Raw genomic sequence first — 16716 nt, 5'->3', positions numbered from 1 at the left:
AGCCGTCAGCGCGGCCCGGGCGTCAACGCTTGCATAGGTTCGAACACGGTGACCAGCACGATCAGGTCCCCGTAGGGTGCGGCCCCGCTCGACAGGCGGTGCGCCATCTTGGCCAGGGAGGTCTGCCAGCGGTATTTCGCCTCGAACGCCGCATGGACGGGCGGCAGCAGGGTGCCGCCGGTAACCACCTGGGCACGGCCCTGCCGTTGCTGCGAGCCGAGGGCCGGATTGCCGCGCCAATCACCGGGCTGGACGAGCACGCGGCCGTCGCGGGCCAGCTGATCGGCCTCGGTGCCGTACGACGACACCCGGAACGCGAGCTGATTCCGCCCGACCGGAACCACCAGACGCGGCGCCGTGACCAGCTCCTGTGGCCCGGTAATGCGGGTGACCACCACCGTTTTCGCACGCTGCCAGATATTCGACGCATCCGGATGGGCGGGAACCCTGGGCGAGAGCGAGCCCGGATCCGGCTGGGCACGCCGCAGATAGTTGGCTGGAATGTCCCCCAGGGTCCCTGGCATTGGTTTCGATCCTTCCGGCCGCTCGCATCACTCACCCGCCCGAGCACCCTTGATCGAACTCCACCCTCGATAGTCCCCACATCGTAACGACATGGCAACGTCGCTGGTCAGCCGGGTCCATTACGGGCCTCGGCCATCCACTCACCGACCTCAGATATGAAAGTCCACGTTCCCAGATCGATGTGCGTCGGCCTCGGGCTCCGGCCCACTCTCGGCCCCCAGCACGGGCAGCAACGCATCATGCACCACGGGCAGCGGCTCGGATTGCATTCCGGCAGATACGGATTCCGCGCCACCAGCCGATTCCACCTCATCCAGCTCCGGCGACTCGGACCAAGCCCGCGGCATCGACTCGGACCGCCCCTCGAGATCAGGCGCCTCCGACCAAGCCAACGGCGCCGACTCCGACCGCCCATCCACATCCGGCGCCTCCGACCAAGCCAACGGCTCCCGCTCCCGAGACCACTCCTCGCCAGCCAACTTCGACCGCACCGCGTCGGACCGAACCCCGGCAGCAGATTCGAACCCGCCCACCGCCTCCGGCGGCCCGGCCCACACTGCATCGGATTCGTCGCGCATGGCCGAATCCGCCGAATCCGACCACGCAGCAGCGGATTCAGTACCCCGACGCGAATCTGCCGACTCCGACCACGCGGCAGCAGACTTGGCATACCGATTCGAATCCGGCGACTCGGGCCACTCGTCCTCATCCGCCCACTCGTCCACACGCGTCGATTCGGGCCAGGCACCAGCAGACTCCGACCGCAGACCGAGATCGCGCGACTCCGACCACGCTTCAGAAGCCGCCCGATTCCACTCATCCACGTCCGACGAATCCGATCGCGCACTTGACGACTCGGACCAGACCCCAGCATTCGGCTCGGATCTACCAGCTGGATCCGGCGACTCGGACCACGCAACAGGAGATTCGTTGCGCGGGAAGGAATCCGACGACTCGGACCACCCGGCAGCCGTTTCGGCACGCCGAGGCGAATCCAGCGAGTCCGACCGTAACTCGGACGCCAACGAATCCGACCGCACAACCGAATCCGGCGACTCGGACCACGCGACAGAATCTTCGGCGCGCCGGACCGAATCCAGTGGCTCCGACCGCATTTCGGCGGGCGAGGAATCCGATCGCGCAACCGATGCCAAAGGCCCTGAGTGTGGGGCCGATTCGGGTCGCGCGACCGGTTCCGCCTCCGACCACGCGAGCGGTGCGGGCGGCTCGGACTGGAGAGGCGGGACGGCGGGCTCGGGCCGGGTGTGCGGGCCGGATGGTTCGGAGCGTAGGGCGTGGGCCGCGGGTGGCGGCTGCATGATCGGGCTTTGCACGCCCAGGGATCCGGCGATGAAGCGGCCGTCCCGGTCGTCGTAGGCGCGGGTGGTGACGGACAGTTGCAGCAGGTACTGGCCGGTGGGGGTGCCTGCCATCAGGTAGCGGGTGGATACCCAAAGGCTCAGTTCGCCAAAGGTGTACGTGCCCGAGATGGCGGCCGAGGGGAAACCGTCGCAGTCCTCGGTCTTCGTGCGGCGCTCCTGCCAGTCGGGCAGGCGCCGCGAATCGGTGAACGCGCACCGCATGACGGCCGCGGGATCGACCGGCCGCGACATCCGCCAGACCATCACCACCGCATTGTCGACCCACCCGGCCTCCTCCGGCGGTGCGTCCTCCTCCGGGGGCAACGCCCACGCGCCGAACGCCGCCGGCAGGACCTCCCGGATCACCTCGTGCCAGTCGTACGGAATGTCAAGTGACACAACGGGTGCCCCCGGATGCTCGGGATACACCACCTGCGCCGCCACCCCGACGGCACTCAAAAACTCTCCCACAGTAGGCAAAGCCAGTTCTTGGGCAGCTGTCATCGCGCCGAATCCCCTCCTCCTCGTGCGCATCCGACGGTACCGTATGCTCAGGCGTGGTGCCCACCCCCGGCCAGACCCGGCCCCCACCTGCACTTTTCGCCCCGACAGCGCATTTCTGGCCTGATCGATGGCGCGCGGGCGTCGCGAGCGGCTCGCCATCCACGACCAGCTCCCCGCCGGCTCGGCCTCGGCGTCATCACACTCTGCGGTTGCGTGCACGTCGACCGTGCCCGACCGGGAACCTGAGACCAACCCCGGCCGGCTACCCTCAGGCCCGCGCCTTCTCCGTCGACGGCAACGTCGTGACCACCCCGAATACCGCCCCGGCAAAGCCGAAGAACGCGGTCGCGGAGGTTGCGTCGTGGGCGGTGTCCGACCAGAACCCCATGCCCGCGAGCACGGCGAACAGGCCGGCCGAGATCATCGCCCGTCCCCAGTAGAACCGGGCGGGACCGGCGGACTGCAGTGTGGCGGCAGCGGTTTGGGCCTGCTTATCGGCCTGCTCCGGGGACGGCGGGGTGGTCTTCAGGGCGGTCGTGATCGCACCGCCCCAACGGCCGACCGCTTACCCAACGTTCACTCTGCGGGCACTTCGACCACCGGTGCTGCGCCGTGGTAGTCCTCATTTCGTCCACACGCAGCCCGCTCGCGCGGTCCACGATCCGGCCGCTGGCTATAGACCGAAAACAATGCCCGGCGCGATCGTGGATGCATGAACTCCCTGGCGCCTGGCGAATTCGATCCCGATACCACCTACCTCAACACCGCGGCGTACGGCTTGCCACCGGCCCGCACGGTGGCGGCGTTCGAGCAGATCCTCCACGACTGGAGGTCGGGGCGGCGAGCGCCGGACAATCACGACGCCATGGATCAACTCCGCGCGGCCTACGCCCGGCTTCTCCCGGGAGCGTCGAAAGATGATGTCGCGGTGAGCAATACGGTGGGCAACCTGATCGGCCCGGTCGCCGCGGGACTACCGGCGGGCGCGGAAGTGCTCTTGGCCGAGGGCGATTTCGCCTCGGTGACCAATCCGTTCCGCTATCGCGGCGATCTCGCCGTCCGCGTCGTCCCGCTGGAGCGCCTGGCACAGGAGGTGCGGCCCGAAACAGCCCTGGTCGCGGTCGCTCTCGCCCAGTCCGTCGACGGCCGGACCGTCGACGCTGCCGAGCTGCGCGCAGCCACGAAGGCCCACGACGCCCTGCTCCTGCTCGACGTCTCCCAGGCGGCCGGATGGCTGCCGCTGCGTTTCGCCGACGCGGATTTCTGGGTGGGCGCCACCTACAAATGGTTGCTCGGCGCGCGCAGCACCAGCCTGCTGGCGATCAACCCCGAGGCCGCGCACGCCGCCCGCCCCACCGCCCCCGGCTGGTACGCCGCCGCCGATCGCTGGGCGGAAATGTATGCCCCCCAACGCCTTGCCGACACCGCCCGCCGCCACGACAGCACCCCCGACGGCCTGGGCGTCGTCGCGACCCTGATCGGCCTCGACCTGATCGACGAGCTGACCGTCGAGGCCGTCGGCGCCCATGACCTGGCCCTGACCCAGCGCTTCCGCGCCGGCCTGGCCGATCTGGGAATTCCCGCATTCCCCGGCGATTCCCCCATAGTGACCATCCTCGACGAGGACGACCGAGCGAACCGCCTCGCGCCCGCGGGAGTCGTCGCGACCTCCCGAAACGGACTCCTCCGCTTCGCCTTCCACATCTACAACACCGCCGAGGACGTCGACCGCGCCCTGAAAGTCCTCGGCGACAACTGATCCCGCTCAACTCACCGATTGCGGCGGCACAAGCACACCAGCCTTTTACCTGTGCCGTCGAAGCCTCAGTTGTAGCCCTCGGTAAACCCGAAGCTGAAGCTGTGCCCCTGCGAGTTGCACGAAACCTCCGCACGGAACCCGCTGACCGTGCACGTCGCCCCGCCGTAGCTGATGCTCGCATCCGGACCGTAGGCCTGCCCCGGCGCGGGGGCCGGCGGTACGAGATGGCGACTACCGGCCTGGCCGTGCGTGCCGATCGGGCCGATGGCCGGATGCGCGGGCAGGAACCCCAGATCAATCCCGATATTGGAGACCTGGAAACCGGCCCAATTCTCGGTCTGGGCAAGGTCGCAACCGACCCAGCCATTCGACTGCATGGCGCAATTCCCCAGGTTGGGGGCCGTGAAATACACCGTGTTGCCGACCAGGTATCCGGACGGATCCACCGGCACCGCGGTCGCATTCGCAACGCCGGTACCGGCAATCGCGATCGCACCGGTGGCCAGGATCGTCCCGGCGATCGCGGCCCCGATCCGGGACAGCCGCCCGCCCGGAATTCCGCGTCGAATCGCCGTCTGCTGCTTGCTCATAAAGCTCCCTTTCTTCTTCGCCCAAGTCGGCATGCCAAAGCAGAACCGATCCCCACCCCCAACAGAGAGGAATGTCCCGTTCGTGATGATCTGTCCAGGTCGACGCGGTGCGCGACGACCACAACCAGGATTCGCCGAGAATTGAGACTTTGTTACAGCAGGCGGTACAACGCGAATCGAGCCCGCGCTCAGCCGAGTTGGATGGAGCGCTTCGCCAGGCCGTACCAGAAACCCTCGATGGGGGTGCGGCGCGAATTCAGGTCGGACTCACCGGCACCCAGGGTCACGAACAAGGGCGCGAAGTGTTCGATGCGGGGGTGGGCGCGCTGCGCGGCGGGTGCGGCGTGCCGGAAGTTCAGCAGGGCGTCGATATCCCCGGCGGCCAAGGTTTCCCGGCCCCAGTCGTCGAATTCCCTGGACCACGACGGCGCCTCGTCCGCGGCGGCGCCGGGCGTCATCTCGCGCAGGTTGTGCGTGAAAAACCCGCTCCCGATGAGCAATACGCCCTCCTCGCGCAGCGGCGCGAGGCGACGGCCCAGCTCGAACAGGCCCACCGGATCCAGGGTCGGCATCGACAGCTGCAGCACCGGGATGTCGGCGTCCGGGAACATCTCGACCAGCGGCACGTAGGCGCCGTGATCCAGCCCGCGCTCCGGCGCCTCGTGCACCGAATCACCCAGCAGGGCACGTATTTTCGCCGCCAGCTCAGGAGCGCCCGGGGCGGGATATCGCACGGTGTAATAGTGGTCCGGGAAGCCCCAGAAGTCGTAGACCAGTGGCACGGTCGTGGTGGCGCCGAGCGTCACCGGTGCGTCCTCCCAGTGCGCGGACACCACGAGAATTGCCTTCGGCCTGGGCAATTCGGCCGACCACGTGGCAAGTTGGCCGGGCCACAACGGATCATCGGCCAGGGGCGGCGCCCCGTGACTCAGATACAGCACCGGCATGCGGGCGGCGGCGGGATTCTCAGCGGTGGACATACGCGCCTCCTAGCCGATCAAACGAATCGTATGCCCCGTGTGCTCGGCCTTGGCACGCAGGTAACGCAGGTTGTTCGGGGTGGCGTGCACTCCGGTCGGCACCGTGGAGCGCACCCGCACACCCAGCGCGCGCAGCTGGCGCGGCTTGTCGGGATTGTTGGTCAGCAGGTCGATCTCGGGCAGGCCCAGCGCGGCGAGCATCTGCGCGGCGGCGGTGTAGTCACGCCCGTCCTCGGGCAGGCCCAGCGCGGTGTTCGCCTGATAGGTGTCCATGCCCAGGTCCTGCAGTGCATACGCGTCGAGCTTGTTGTACAGCCCGATATCGCGCCCCTCCTGCCGCAGATACAGCAGCACCCCGCCGGTCTCCGCGATCCGCTCCACGGCCTCGCGCAGCTGCGGCCCGCAATCGCAGCGGGCCGAGCCGAACACATCGCCGGTCAGGCATTCCGAATGCAGCCGCACCAGCGGCACCGCGCCGGGTTCGCCCAGCACCAGGGCCAGATGCTCGCGGCCGTCGGCAAGTCCGTCGAAGGTGACCGCCTCGGCGGTGGTCGAGTACCCGTCGCCGAAGGTCAGCGGGATGCGCACGCGGCTGCGCACGGATGCGGCGGCGGTGCCGAGAGTGGATGTCATGGTTGCTCCGGGGTCCGGGGAACTACTTCCGTTCAAATTTGAACAGTGATGCCCGTATCGATATTCCCGGGTGCGCGACGGCGGTAACCTGGGACGATGGGTGGTCCACGCTGGCTGAACGAGCAAGAGACGCGCGCGTGGCTGGCCTTCCTCACCGCCGCCGGCCTGCTCAACCGCCGCCTGGACCAGCAGCTCGAACGCGATGCGGGCCTGTCCCACCTGCAGTACGAGATCCTGGTCCGGCTCGCCGCCGAACCCGAGGGCGAACTGCGGATGAGCGAGCTCGCCGCGGCCCTGCTCAATTCCAAGAGCAAGCTCACCTACCAGATCGACCGGCTCGAGCACGCCGGACTCGTCCGCCGCCGCTCCTGCTCCACCGATATGCGCGCGGTCTTCGCCGTGCTGACCGAGGCCGGGCGCGACATGCTCGAGCGCGCAGCTCCGGGCCACGTCGCCGCCGTGCGGGACCTGTTCATCGACGTGCTCACCCCCGAGCAACTCACCGCGATCGCCGACGGCCTGGACAACGTGAACCGCAGGCTGCGCGGCCAGTGTTGAATGTCTCCCGCACCCGACGCCGGCCCCGGCGCGCGGTTACGATGCGACGGCCATGGATTCTCCCGCAGATGCCCGTGTCTGGATCGATAAGCAGACCCCCGAGGCATTCCACGCCCTGAGCGCCCTCACTCCCGCGATAAGCCATGCCGCCGAGGCGGCGGGTCTGGATCGCTCCCTGATCGAGCTCGTCAACGTGCGGGTCTCGCAGCTCAACGGGTGCCCGTTCTGCCTGAACCTGCACACCCGGGCCGCGGTCACCGCCGGTGTCACCCAGCAGCAACTCGACGTGCTGCCGGCCTGGCGGCGCACCGATCTGTTCACGCCGATGGAACGGGCCGCACTGGGGCTGGCCGAGCTCACCACCGAGCTACCGGATGAACAAACGCTCGAGCGTGGGTATGCTATTGCGCGGCAACAAATGTCGGACGACCAGGTTTCCGTCGTCATCTGGGCCGCGACGACCATCGGTGCATTCAATCGCGTGTCGATCATGAGCAGGCACCCGGTGCGCGCGCGGAAGGAGAGTTGAATGGGCGAGCGCACGACCAACAGCGGTGAGCAGGCGAAACACGCCTCCGTCATCCGGAACGACGCGCAGTTGCGCTACGAGATCTGGTACGACGACAAGCTCGCCGGATTCGCGGAATACCGCGAGCGCGAGGAGGATACGGTCTTCATCCATACCGAGGTCGACACCGAGTACGCGGGCATGGGACTGGGAAACACCCTGGCGCAGGGGGCCGTCGAGGACACGATCGCCCGCGAGCGCACCGTCGTGCCGCGCTGCCCGTTCATCAAGGGCTGGCTGGACAAGCACCCGCAGTACGACGACCACGTGGTGGGCAAGGGGATTCAGCGCTGACCGGAAGCGGATTCGCTCGTCATCGACTGAACCCCGATGACCCGCAGCAGATCCAGCTTCTCCTGCGCGTCGCTGCCCGGCCGCGGATAGTAGACCAGCAGATTCTGGGTGGCGTTGGGCGTGACGAGGGTTTCACAGACCAGGTCGACGATGCCGACCTGGTCGTGGAGCACCCGCTTGGAATCCGCGATCCGCACCGCCACTTCGTGTTCGGACCACAGTCGCTCGAATTCGCTACTGGCGGCTCGTAATTGCGTGATCAGCTCGGTCACGTCCGGATCCCCGGCGCGGCGCGCGGCGGTGGCACGTAGATCCGCAACGTGCCTGCGCAGCAGGCCATCCCATTCCTCCGGCGGAAATTTCCTCGGCTGGTCCGACTCGACCAGCCACCGCCACAACAGGTATCGCCGCATGCCGGTGTAGCCGGTTTGCTCACCGTTGAGAAAGATGTGCATCCGGTTCTGCGCCAGGATCTCTCCGAGATCGGACACCACGCAGGCGGGGACGTCCTCGAGCTTGGACAGCAGATACAGCAGGCCGGGACCCACATGCGAGCCACCACCGCCGCGCTGTGGCGCGCCGTGCCCGCACAGGTGGTAGAGATGATCGCGCTCGTCGTCGGACAGCCGCAGCGCGCGGGCCAGCGCCGCGAGCACCTGCACCGAGGGCCGCGGGCCCCGCGACTGCTCGAGCCGCGTGTAGTAATCCGTGGATATTCCCGCCAGCAGGGATACCTCGTCGCGGCGCAGGCCGGGGGTGCGCCGCCGTAACCCGGGCAGCAGGCCCACATCCGCGGGTTGCAGCTGCTCGCGGCGGCGGCGCAGGAAATCGGCTAGTTGGTCGCGGTCCATCCCTCGATCTTCCTCGCCGGCGGTCGGCGCAGCCAGGGATCCGCAATCCCCCGATAAACCATCTCTGCCGAGCGCCCGGGACCGGGAGCAGGATTCTCGGTATGACAAGCATCGAGAAAGTTCAGCTCGGATCCACCGGCCCCCAGGTCGGACGCATCGGACTCGGCGGTATGAGCATGTCGGGCTCCTACGGCGCGGCCGACGAGAAGGAATCGATCGCCACCATCCACTCCGCGCTCGACGCGGGTGTCAACCTCATCGACACCGGCGACTTCTACGGCATGGGCCACAACGAGATGCTGATCGGGCGCGCCCTGGCCGACCGCAAGCGCGAGGACTATCTGCTCAGCGTGAAGTTCGGGGCCCTGCGCGGACCGGGCAACCAGTGGGGCGGCGTCGACAGCCGTCCCGAGGCGGTGCGCAACTTCCTCGCGTACTCCCTGCAACGTCTCGGCGTCGATCACATCGACATCTACCGGCCCGCGCGGCAGGACCCGAACGTGCCCATCGAGGACACCGTCGGGGCGATCGCGGAGATGGTGCAGGCCGGATACGTGCGGCACATCGGTCTGTCCGAGGTCGGCGCGGACACCCTGCGCCGCGCGGCCGCCGTGCACCCGATCGCGGACCTGCAGATCGAGTACTCGCTGATCTCCCGCGGCATCGAGGACCGGATCCTGCCCACCGCACGCGAATTGGGCACCGCGATCACCGCGTATGCCGTGCTCTCGCGCGGCCTGCTCAGCGATTCACTGCGCGGCCGAAGGACATTCGCGCCCGACGACTTCCGGGCGTTCAGCCCGCGTTTCCAGGGCGAGAACCTCGAGGCCAACCTGCGGCTGGTCGACGCGCTGGCGCAGATCGGCGACAGGCGCGGGGTGAGCGTGGCGCAGCTGGCCATCGCCTGGGTGCTGGCGCAGGGCGCGGACATCGTGCCCGTCATCGGCGCGCGGACCACCGAGCGCTTCTCGGAATCCCTTGGCGCGCTGGATATCACGCTGACCGCCGACGAACTGGCAAGCATCGAGGCCGCCGTGCCGGCCGATCGCGTCGCCGGCGATCGGTACGCCACCGCGCAGATGGCGATGCTCGACAGCGAGCGGTGAACTCCATCCGGCCACCCTGCGTTCATCTGAATGGGCAGAAGGGTGGCCGGGCCTCGCGGGCCCGGGTATCTTTCAAAAGGCGGACTATCCCGCGGTTTTGGGAGGATGGCACATGGCGATCCGGGAGCAGCGATGAGCGGTACCGACGCGGCCAAGCAGGCGAAGTCGACTCCATGGGACACCGTGGACGCCGACGCCCATAACGGCAGCCTGGGGCTCAATCCGATAAATATCGACACCCAACTCTTCACCAAATGCATTGTGGACTGCAAGACCGCGATCGCCCGGCTCGAGTGGTATCAGAAATACATTCGCGACAACAGCCTGGACAATCTCCGCCCGTTCTCCAACGAGCCCGGCGGTACCGCACTCACCGAAATGTTCAGCGCCCGTGGCCAAGACATCATCGCCGCCATGGCATCCATGCAGAAAACCATGGAGAAAATGGGCGACGCCTTCACCACGGCGCTGCGGACCTATCTGGATCACGAGCACATGTCGCGTTCGGATCTGGATCGCATCGGATCGATGTCCAACGTCGCACCGGTGGCGCCGCCGAGCCCTCCGCCGCAGGCCATTACGCCCGCGGCATCCGCCCTGCAAATCATCGACAAGGCCCTGGGCCTGCCACCGCCGAGCAATTCCGGCGGCGATCTCTACAGTTCCATCCGGCCCGCCGCGAGCATGATGTTCGATGATTTCACCGAATTCGGCCGCTCGCTGCAGGGTTCGGATGTGGTCGCGCGGACCGCGGGCACCCAATATTCCTGGATGGCCGCTCAGGTTCGCAACGACATGTCGACCCTGCACGACGATCTGGTATTGCTGTCCGACGACGGCTGGACGGGCACCGGCAAGGAGGCCGCGGTGAGCGCCGTGGCGTCCATTCGCGACAACTCCGCGAATTTCGCCGACGAGATGCGTTCGCTGGGCACGAATTTGCAGGGTTGCGCGAACTGGCTGCTCTCCACGCACAACGCCATGCCCACGAACACCGCACTGGGCTATCTTGCGAGCGGGACCTCCGGGGGCGATCTGCTCGGCATGCTCAACCAGTACCGGGATGTCTACAACACCACGTACACGCCCGGAATCACCAGCGCCGCATCGGATATGGGTGCGGAGCCACCACCGCCCGCCAGCAGCCCCGTCCGCGCCAGCGCAACGCCGACCAGCGCCGGAGGTGGAGGGGGCGGCGGAGGCGGAGGCGCCCAGGATGCGAATTACGCGGCGCAGAACCAGGCCGCGCTACCGACCGGGCCGATGCCCAGCGGCGATGTCCGTGGGTGGATGGACCAGGCCCGGCAGATACTCCTGCAGATGGGTTACTCACCCAGTCAGCTCGACGACAACGCCATCGCCACCATCATTGCGCACGAATCGGGCGGCAATCCCCAGGCGATCAACCTGACCGACAGCAATGCCGCCGCGGGCCATCCGTCGAAGGGATTGATGCAAACCATCGACAGCACATTCAACGCGTACATGGCGCCCGGCCACGGCGATGTGTGGAATCCCGTCGACAATATCGTCGCCGGGGTGCGCTATGCGATCGCGAGATATGGCTCGCTGGATAATGTCCCCGGCGTTGTGGCTGTGGCGGAGGGCCACGGCTACCAGGGTTACTGACCCGAATTACGCGCGTCGGACGACGGATTGCGCGACGGGCCGGATCATGCCGAGCCTGATCATGCGCCGCCGCGCCGGATTACACCCGGCGGGGCCGGATCACCGCGGTGAAACTCGCTGCGGCAACGGCCTTTCCGGTGTTGTCGGTGATATCCACCGGCACCGCGAGCTCAACGGGCTTGCGCGCCTGAATATCCGCGCGCACCTGCTCGAGCAGTTCCGCGGTCAGCTCTGAAGTGGCGCGGATAGGCCCCGCCTCACCCTTGGCGCGCGCCAGGTATTCGATGCGCCCGTCGCGAGCGACGATGAACGTCTCGCCCATCAGATCCACGATCCCGGAGATCGAGGCGCCCATCGCCGCGGTCTCGGCGAGCCCGAACAGGATCGCCGCGTGCAGGTCACCGTTGTGGTTCAGATGCTCGGGCTTGGGCGCCATCTGCACGACATTGCGCCCCTCCCGGTACTCGACGCTCTCCATGCCCGTGTACTGCAGAAACCCCAACTTCTGGAACCCTGCCCACACCAGATCGCCCACGGCGCTGTCCATAGTCACTCCCGCTCGCACTGAAACACGTTCTATTTTTCATACAGCGCGCGGGCGATGTTGTCCATGGGTGGCGAACTCGGCGTCACAACCCGGCAGTCACCAGGTAATTTTCGACAGCTCGATATCGATCTCAAATGGCCGCCGGACGTGAAGTTCCTTCCGGAAGACGCCGCTAGGCGCGTACGAACCCCCCTCGGGCAGCAGCTCGAAGGTGTACACAGCCATCTCGTCGTCCTCGTTCTCCACACGCCAGAAGCATTTGATACCCGCCTCGGCGTACTGCAGGGGGCGCAGCTTACGGTCCTTGGTCTTCGTACTGGGCGAGACGATTTCGACCGCGAGGTGAACATGCTCGGGGGCATAAACCGATGTATGCGGGCCGAAGACCGATCGAGATACTACGAGGACATCCGGCTCAGGCGCGGAATGCCCCAGGTCTACACTCTTTTCCGAGAGAGGCACCAAATCGGGCGGCGAAACTCGCCGCAGTGCGCTCTTGAGGGCGTCCCTGACCTCGTCATGCCATGGGTCAGCCGGGGCCATCATCACAACTTCACCGTCCAGCAGCTCGAAGCGCCCATCGACCACTTCTATCAGACGGGGCAGGTCTTTGGCGGTGAAACCGTCCGCCGGTGGCATGGGCAGCGACACCAGACGGGTCCGAATCGGCTCGTCCGGGAAGTCGTGGTGCTGCGCGACGGTCATACCAGCAGAATACTCGGCCACCATCAATTGACGCCGCTCAAATGAAGAGCCCCAAATGAATGATCGGGCACCAGCAACTCATTCGGCCCCCGCTCCGAAACCGGAGCGGGGGCCGAATGTGTTGTCTCCTACCGAATTACCGGTAGTCGCTGAAACCGTAATCGTCCAGCGGGACAGCCGCACCCGTGGTCTGGCCGAAGCCGTCCGGGGTGTAGTAGGTGTCGTCGTAGGACGGCACCGCGTAGGCGGCCGCGCGGGCCTCCTCGGTCGGCTGGACCTGGATGTTGCGGTAGCGGTTGATACCGGTACCGGCCGGGATCAGCTTGCCGATGATCACGTTCTCCTTCAAGCCGATCAGCTTGTCGGAGCGGCAGTTGATCGCGGCATCGGTGAGCACGCGGGTGGTCTCCTGGAAGGAGGCCGCCGACAGCCACGAATCCGTCGCCAGCGACGCCTTCGTGATACCCATCAGCACCGGGCGACCCGAGGCCGGCTCGGCGCCCTCGGACACCACGCGGCGGTTCGAGCCCTCGAACTCCGAGCGCTCCACCAGCGAACCGGGCAGGAACTCCGTCGCACCCGAATCGATGATGGTGACGCGCCGCAGCATCTGCCGCACGATGACCTCGATGTGCTTGTCGTGGATGGACACACCCTGCGACCGGTACACCTCCTGGACCTCGTGGACCAGGTGGACCTGCACCTGACGCGGACCCATCACGCGCAGCACCTCGTGCGGATCGGCCGAACCCTCCAGCAACTGCTGGCCGACCTCGACATGGTCGCCGTCGGTGAGCAGACGCTCGGAACCGTCCTCGTGCTTGAACACCCGCAGCCGCTGACGCTTGGAGAGCTTGTCGTAGACAATCTCGTCCGAGCCGTCGTCCGGGATGATCGTGATCTTGTAGAACCGGTCGTCGTCCTCGAGCCGAATCCGGCCCGAGACCTCCGCGATCGGCGCCTTGCCCTTGGGCACACGAGCCTCGAAGAGCTCCTGCACGCGGGGCAGACCGCCGGTGATGTCGTCACCCGCGACACCACCCTGGTGGAAGGTACGCATGGTCAGCTGGGTACCGGGCTCACCGATGGACTGCGCGGCGACGATACCGACGGCCTCGCCGATGTCGACCAGCTTGCCGGTCGCCATCGAGCGGCCGTAGCAGGTCGCGCAGACACCGGTACCGGTGGTGCAGGTCAGCACGGAGCGAACCTTCACCTCGGTGATGCCGGCGTCGAGCAGCGCCTCGAGGGCCGGGTCGCCGAGATCGTGACCCTTCTCGACGATGACGTTGCCCTTGGCGTCGACCGCGTCCGAGGCCAGCGTGCGAGCGTAGGTGCTGGTCTCCACGTGGGCGTCCCGGATGAGCGAGCCGTCGGCCTGCTTCTCCGCGATCGGCACCACGATGCCGCGCTCGGTGCCGCAGTCGGTCTCGCGCACGATGACGTCCTGCGACACGTCCACCAGACGACGGGTCAGGTAACCCGAGTCGGCGGTGCGAAGCGCGGTGTCGGCCAGACCCTTTCGCGCACCGTGGGTGTTGATGAAGTACTCCAGAACCGTCAGGCCCTCGCGGAACGAGGACTTGATCGGCCGCGGGATGAACTCACCCTTCGGGTTGGTCACCAGACCCTTCATGCCCGCGAGGGTACGAGTCTGGGTGAAGTTACCCGTGGCGCCCGAGTCGACGATCGTGATGATCGGGTTGTCGGACGGGTAGTGCCGCCGCAGCGCCTGGCCGACCTCTTCGGTGGCCTCCTGCCAGATCTTGACCAGGGCGTTGTTGCGCTCCTGGTGATCGAGCGCGCCGCGCTGATACTTCTTCTCGATGCCGTCGGCCAGGCCCTCGTACCGCTCCATGATGTCGGCCTTCTCCGGCGGAACGAGCACGTCCGACATGGAGACGGTGACACCCGAACGCGTGGCCCAGTAGAAGCCGGCGTCCTTGAGCTTGTCGACGGTCTGCGCGACCACGATCATCGGGTAGCGCTCGGCCAGATCGTTGATGATCGCGGCCTGGCGCTTCTTCGGCATCGGCTCGTCGATGAACGCGTAGTTCGCCGGGAGCAGATCGTTGAACAGCACGCGGCCCAGCGTGGTCTTGATGATCCACGCGTCGCCCCGCTGCCACCCGTCCGGGAACAGCTCGGCCTCGACGTCCTTCGGCGGACGCTGCTCGGTCAGGCGGACCTTGATCAGCGAACGCACGGTCAGCTCGCCGCGGTCGACGGCCATCTGCGCCTCGGCGGGCGAGGAGTAGACGCCGAACTCGGCCTCGTCCTTGGTGGCCGCGCGGTACTCGCCCTTCGCGCCCTCTTCCAGGCGGGTCAGGTAGTACAGGCCGGTCACCATGTCCAGGCGGGGCATGGCCAGCGGGCGACCCGAGGCCGGGGACAGGATGTTGTTCGAGGACAGCATCAGGATCCGGGCCTCGGCCTGCGCCTCCGCGGACAGCGGCAGGTGCACGGCCATCTGGTCACCGTCGAAGTCGGCGTTGAAGGCCTCACACACCAGCGGGTGCAGCTGGATCGCCTTGCCCTCGACCAGCAGCGGCTCGAAGGCCTGGATGCCCAGGCGGTGCAGGGTGGGCGCGCGGTTCAGCAGCACGGGGTGCTCGCCGATGACCTCTTCCAGCACGTCCCACACCTGGGGGCGCTGGCGCTCGACCATCCGCTTGGCGGACTTGATGTTCTGCGCGTGGTTGAGATCCACCAGGCGCTTCATCACGAACGGCTTGAACAGCTCGAGCGCCATCAGCTTGGGCAGACCGCACTGGTGCAGCTTGAGCTGCGGGCCGACGACGATGACCGAACGGCCCGAGTAGTCGACGCGCTTACCGAGCAGGTTCTGGCGGAAACGACCCTGCTTGCCCTTGAGCAGATCGCTCAGGGACTTCAGTGGGCGGTTACCCGGACCGGTGACCGGACGGCCGCGACGACCGTTGTCGAACAGCGCGTCCACCGACTCCTGAAGCATGCGCTTCTCGTTGTTCACGATGATCTCGGGCGCGCCCAGATCGATGAGTCGCTTCAACCGGTTGTTGCGGTTGATGACGCGGCGGTACAGGTCGTTCAGGTCGGAGGTCGCGAAGCGGCCACCATCCAGCTGCACCATCGGGCGCAGCTCCGGCGGGATCACCGGCACCGCGTCCAGCACCATGCCCATGGGCGAGTTGCCGTTCGTCTGGAACGCCGCGACGACCTTCAGTCGCTTGAGCGCGCGCAGCTTCTTCTGGCCCTTACCGGTGCGAATGGTCTCGCGCAGGTTCTCGGCCTCGGCGGGAATGTCGAAGTCCTGCATGAGCTTCTGGATCGCCTCGGCGCCCATGGCGCCGACGAAGTACTCGCCGTAGCGGTCCTGCAGCTCGCGGTACAGCACCTCGTCCACGATCAGCTGCTTGGGGGCCAGCTTGGTGAACGTGGTCCAGATCTCGTCGAGCCGGTCCAGCTCGCGCTGGGCGCGGTCGCGCAGCTGACGCATCTCGCGCTCGCCGCCGTCCTTGACCTTGCGGCGCACGTCGCTCTTGGCGCCCTCGGCCTCGAGCTCGGCCAGATCGCCCTCGAGCTTCTGAGCGCGGGCCTCGAGATCGGCGTCGCGCTGATCGGCGACGGCCTTCTTCTCGACCTCCATCTCCGCCTCGAGCGTGGTCAGCTCGTTGTGGCGCAGATCGTTGTCGACGGCGGTGATGACGTAGGCGGCGAAGTAGATGATCTTCTCGAGATCCTTCGGCGCCAAGTCCAGCAGGTAGCCCAGGCGCGACGGGACGCCCTTGAAGTACCAGATGTGGGTGACCGGCGCGGCCAGCTCGATATGGCCCATCCGCTCGCGGCGCACCTTGGCGCGGGTCACCTCGACGCCACAGCGCTCACAGATGATGCCCTTGAAGCGCACGCGCTTGTACTTGCCGCAGTAGCACTCCCAGTCCCGGGTGGGACCGAAGATCTTCTCGCAGAACAAGCCGTCCTTCTCCGGCTTGAGCGTGCGATAGTTGATGGTCTCCGGCTTCTTGACCTCACCGAAGGACCAGTTGCGAATGTCCTCGGCGGTGGCCAGACCGATCCGGAGTTCATCGAAGAAGTTGACGTCTAGCACGTAACTTCCTTTCCCC

Annotated in this window: 16 protein-coding genes; 6 read left to right on the top strand and 10 right to left on the bottom strand. The window is 66.9% G+C overall.

Annotation, left to right across the window (positions count from 1 at the left end; translation table 11 throughout):
• Window positions 1-5: 5 nt before the first annotated feature.
• The 3 genes from ABH933_RS42365 to ABH933_RS42355 all read right to left on the bottom strand — a co-directional run bounded on the left by ABH933_RS42365 (window position 6) and on the right by ABH933_RS42355 (window position 2814).
• On the bottom strand, window positions 6-524 hold the full coding sequence (locus ABH933_RS42365) for a hypothetical protein (RefSeq protein WP_429428270.1): 519 nt from the start codon (window positions 522-524) through the stop codon (window positions 6-8).
• Between the two features lie 150 nt (window positions 525-674).
• Complete coding sequence (locus ABH933_RS42360) at window positions 675-2390, bottom strand: LpqN/LpqT family lipoprotein (RefSeq protein WP_429428268.1); 1716 nt, start codon at window positions 2388-2390, stop codon at window positions 675-677.
• A gap of 268 nt (window positions 2391-2658) precedes the next feature.
• Entirely contained in the window at window positions 2659-2814 is a 156-nt protein-coding gene (locus tag ABH933_RS42355) for a hypothetical protein (RefSeq protein WP_429428266.1), read from the bottom strand.
• Window positions 2815-3102: 288 nt separating this feature from the next.
• On the opposite strand from ABH933_RS42355, the gene ABH933_RS42350 reads away from it, so the two are divergent.
• Complete coding sequence (locus ABH933_RS42350; protein ID WP_429428265.1) at window positions 3103-4149, top strand: aminotransferase class V-fold PLP-dependent enzyme; 1047 nt, start codon at window positions 3103-3105, stop codon at window positions 4147-4149.
• A gap of 65 nt (window positions 4150-4214) precedes the next feature.
• On the opposite strand, the gene ABH933_RS42345 is transcribed toward ABH933_RS42350, so the two are convergent.
• From ABH933_RS42345 to ABH933_RS42335, 3 genes are all read right to left on the bottom strand, one after another.
• Window positions 4215-4739, bottom strand: coding sequence for a hypothetical protein (locus ABH933_RS42345; protein WP_429428263.1), 525 nt, complete (start codon window positions 4737-4739; stop codon window positions 4215-4217).
• A 188-nt stretch (window positions 4740-4927) separates the two neighbouring features.
• A complete protein-coding gene (locus ABH933_RS42340; RefSeq protein ID WP_429428261.1) occupies window positions 4928-5719 on the bottom strand; it encodes a dioxygenase family protein in 792 nt (263 codons plus the stop codon).
• A 9-nt stretch (window positions 5720-5728) separates the two neighbouring features.
• The gene (locus ABH933_RS42335; protein WP_281066000.1) at window positions 5729-6352 is read right to left on the bottom strand and encodes a GTP cyclohydrolase II; all 624 of its coding nucleotides are present in this window, start codon (window positions 6350-6352) and stop codon (window positions 5729-5731) included.
• A gap of 96 nt (window positions 6353-6448) precedes the next feature.
• Here ABH933_RS42335 and ABH933_RS42330 point away from each other — a divergent pair, with 96 nt between their 5' ends.
• From ABH933_RS42330 to ABH933_RS42320, 3 genes are read left to right on the top strand one after another with little or no spacing between them, the layout of a single operon-like run.
• Window positions 6449-6910, top strand: coding sequence for a MarR family winged helix-turn-helix transcriptional regulator (locus tag ABH933_RS42330; protein WP_215915690.1), 462 nt, complete (start codon window positions 6449-6451; stop codon window positions 6908-6910).
• 52 nt (window positions 6911-6962) lie between these two features.
• Window positions 6963-7439, top strand: coding sequence for a carboxymuconolactone decarboxylase family protein (locus ABH933_RS42325; RefSeq protein WP_429428259.1), 477 nt, complete (start codon window positions 6963-6965; stop codon window positions 7437-7439).
• Window positions 7440-7772 carry a GNAT family N-acetyltransferase gene (locus ABH933_RS42320; protein ID WP_429428257.1) on the top strand — a complete coding sequence of 111 codons (333 nt, stop codon included), beginning with the start codon at window positions 7440-7442 and terminating at the stop codon, window positions 7770-7772.
• Here ABH933_RS42320 and ABH933_RS42315 read toward each other — a convergent pair.
• Window positions 7763-8623 carry a helix-turn-helix transcriptional regulator gene (locus tag ABH933_RS42315; protein WP_429428255.1) on the bottom strand — a complete coding sequence of 287 codons (861 nt, stop codon included), beginning with the start codon at window positions 8621-8623 and terminating at the stop codon, window positions 7763-7765. The genes ABH933_RS42320 and ABH933_RS42315 overlap by 10 nt on opposite strands.
• A gap of 101 nt (window positions 8624-8724) precedes the next feature.
• On the opposite strand from ABH933_RS42315, the gene ABH933_RS42310 reads away from it, so the two are divergent.
• Together ABH933_RS42310 and ABH933_RS42305 are read left to right on the top strand one after the other, a co-directional pair.
• The gene (locus tag ABH933_RS42310; protein ID WP_429428254.1) at window positions 8725-9729 is read left to right on the top strand and encodes an aldo/keto reductase; all 1005 of its coding nucleotides are present in this window, start codon (window positions 8725-8727) and stop codon (window positions 9727-9729) included.
• Window positions 9730-9861: 132 nt separating this feature from the next.
• A complete protein-coding gene (locus ABH933_RS42305; RefSeq protein WP_429428252.1) occupies window positions 9862-11358 on the top strand; it encodes a transglycosylase SLT domain-containing protein in 1497 nt (498 codons plus the stop codon).
• 79 nt (window positions 11359-11437) lie between these two features.
• Here the strand turns inward: ABH933_RS42305 and ABH933_RS42300 are convergent, their stop codons facing one another.
• The 3 genes from ABH933_RS42300 to ABH933_RS42290 form a co-directional block, all read right to left on the bottom strand.
• A complete protein-coding gene (locus tag ABH933_RS42300) occupies window positions 11438-11905 on the bottom strand; it encodes a PaaI family thioesterase (protein ID WP_429428250.1) in 468 nt (155 codons plus the stop codon).
• A 96-nt stretch (window positions 11906-12001) separates the two neighbouring features.
• Complete coding sequence (locus tag ABH933_RS42295) at window positions 12002-12610, bottom strand: Uma2 family endonuclease (RefSeq protein ID WP_429428248.1); 609 nt, start codon at window positions 12608-12610, stop codon at window positions 12002-12004.
• Window positions 12611-12746: 136 nt separating this feature from the next.
• Window positions 12747-16700, bottom strand: a complete 3954-nt coding sequence (locus tag ABH933_RS42290; protein WP_429428246.1) for a DNA-directed RNA polymerase subunit beta' — start codon at window positions 16698-16700, stop codon at window positions 12747-12749.
• Between the last annotated feature and the right edge of the window lie 16 nt (window positions 16701-16716).

The sequence above is a fragment of the Nocardia sp. GP40 genome, assembly GCF_050434125.1.
Classification (GTDB): Bacteria; Actinomycetota; Actinomycetes; order Mycobacteriales; family Mycobacteriaceae; genus Nocardia; species Nocardia albiluteola.
The sequence above is the reverse complement of the archived record's forward strand: the minus strand, read 5'-3'. Positions and strand labels throughout refer to the sequence as shown.

Bases quoted from the DNA above. Each gene is read 5' to 3' on its own strand.
- ABH933_RS42305 (WP_429428252.1), top strand. From the start codon at position 9,862: ATGAGCGGTACCGACGCGGCCAAGCAGGCGAAGTCGACTCCATGGGAC.
- ABH933_RS42340 (WP_429428261.1), bottom strand. From the start codon at position 5,719: ATGTCCACCGCTGAGAATCCCGCCGCCGCCCGCATGCCGGTGCTGTAT.
- ABH933_RS42310 (WP_429428254.1), top strand. From the start codon at position 8,725: ATGACAAGCATCGAGAAAGTTCAGCTCGGATCCACCGGCCCCCAGGTC.
- ABH933_RS42350 (WP_429428265.1), top strand. From the start codon at position 3,103: ATGAACTCCCTGGCGCCTGGCGAATTCGATCCCGATACCACCTACCTC.
- ABH933_RS42330 (WP_215915690.1), top strand. From the start codon at position 6,449: ATGGGTGGTCCACGCTGGCTGAACGAGCAAGAGACGCGCGCGTGGCTG.
- ABH933_RS42365 (WP_429428270.1), bottom strand. From the start codon at position 524: ATGCCAGGGACCCTGGGGGACATTCCAGCCAACTATCTGCGGCGTGCC.
- ABH933_RS42300 (WP_429428250.1), bottom strand. From the start codon at position 11,905: ATGGACAGCGCCGTGGGCGATCTGGTGTGGGCAGGGTTCCAGAAGTTG.
- ABH933_RS42360 (WP_429428268.1), bottom strand. From the start codon at position 2,390: ATGACAGCTGCCCAAGAACTGGCTTTGCCTACTGTGGGAGAGTTTTTG.
- ABH933_RS42325 (WP_429428259.1), top strand. From the start codon at position 6,963: ATGGATTCTCCCGCAGATGCCCGTGTCTGGATCGATAAGCAGACCCCC.
- ABH933_RS42320 (WP_429428257.1), top strand. From the start codon at position 7,440: ATGGGCGAGCGCACGACCAACAGCGGTGAGCAGGCGAAACACGCCTCC.
- ABH933_RS42345 (WP_429428263.1), bottom strand. From the start codon at position 4,739: ATGAGCAAGCAGCAGACGGCGATTCGACGCGGAATTCCGGGCGGGCGG.
- ABH933_RS42335 (WP_281066000.1), bottom strand. From the start codon at position 6,352: ATGACATCCACTCTCGGCACCGCCGCCGCATCCGTGCGCAGCCGCGTG.
- ABH933_RS42355 (WP_429428266.1), bottom strand. From the start codon at position 2,814: ATGATCTCGGCCGGCCTGTTCGCCGTGCTCGCGGGCATGGGGTTCTGG.
- ABH933_RS42295 (WP_429428248.1), bottom strand. From the start codon at position 12,610: ATGACCGTCGCGCAGCACCACGACTTCCCGGACGAGCCGATTCGGACC.
- ABH933_RS42315 (WP_429428255.1), bottom strand. From the start codon at position 8,623: ATGGACCGCGACCAACTAGCCGATTTCCTGCGCCGCCGCCGCGAGCAG.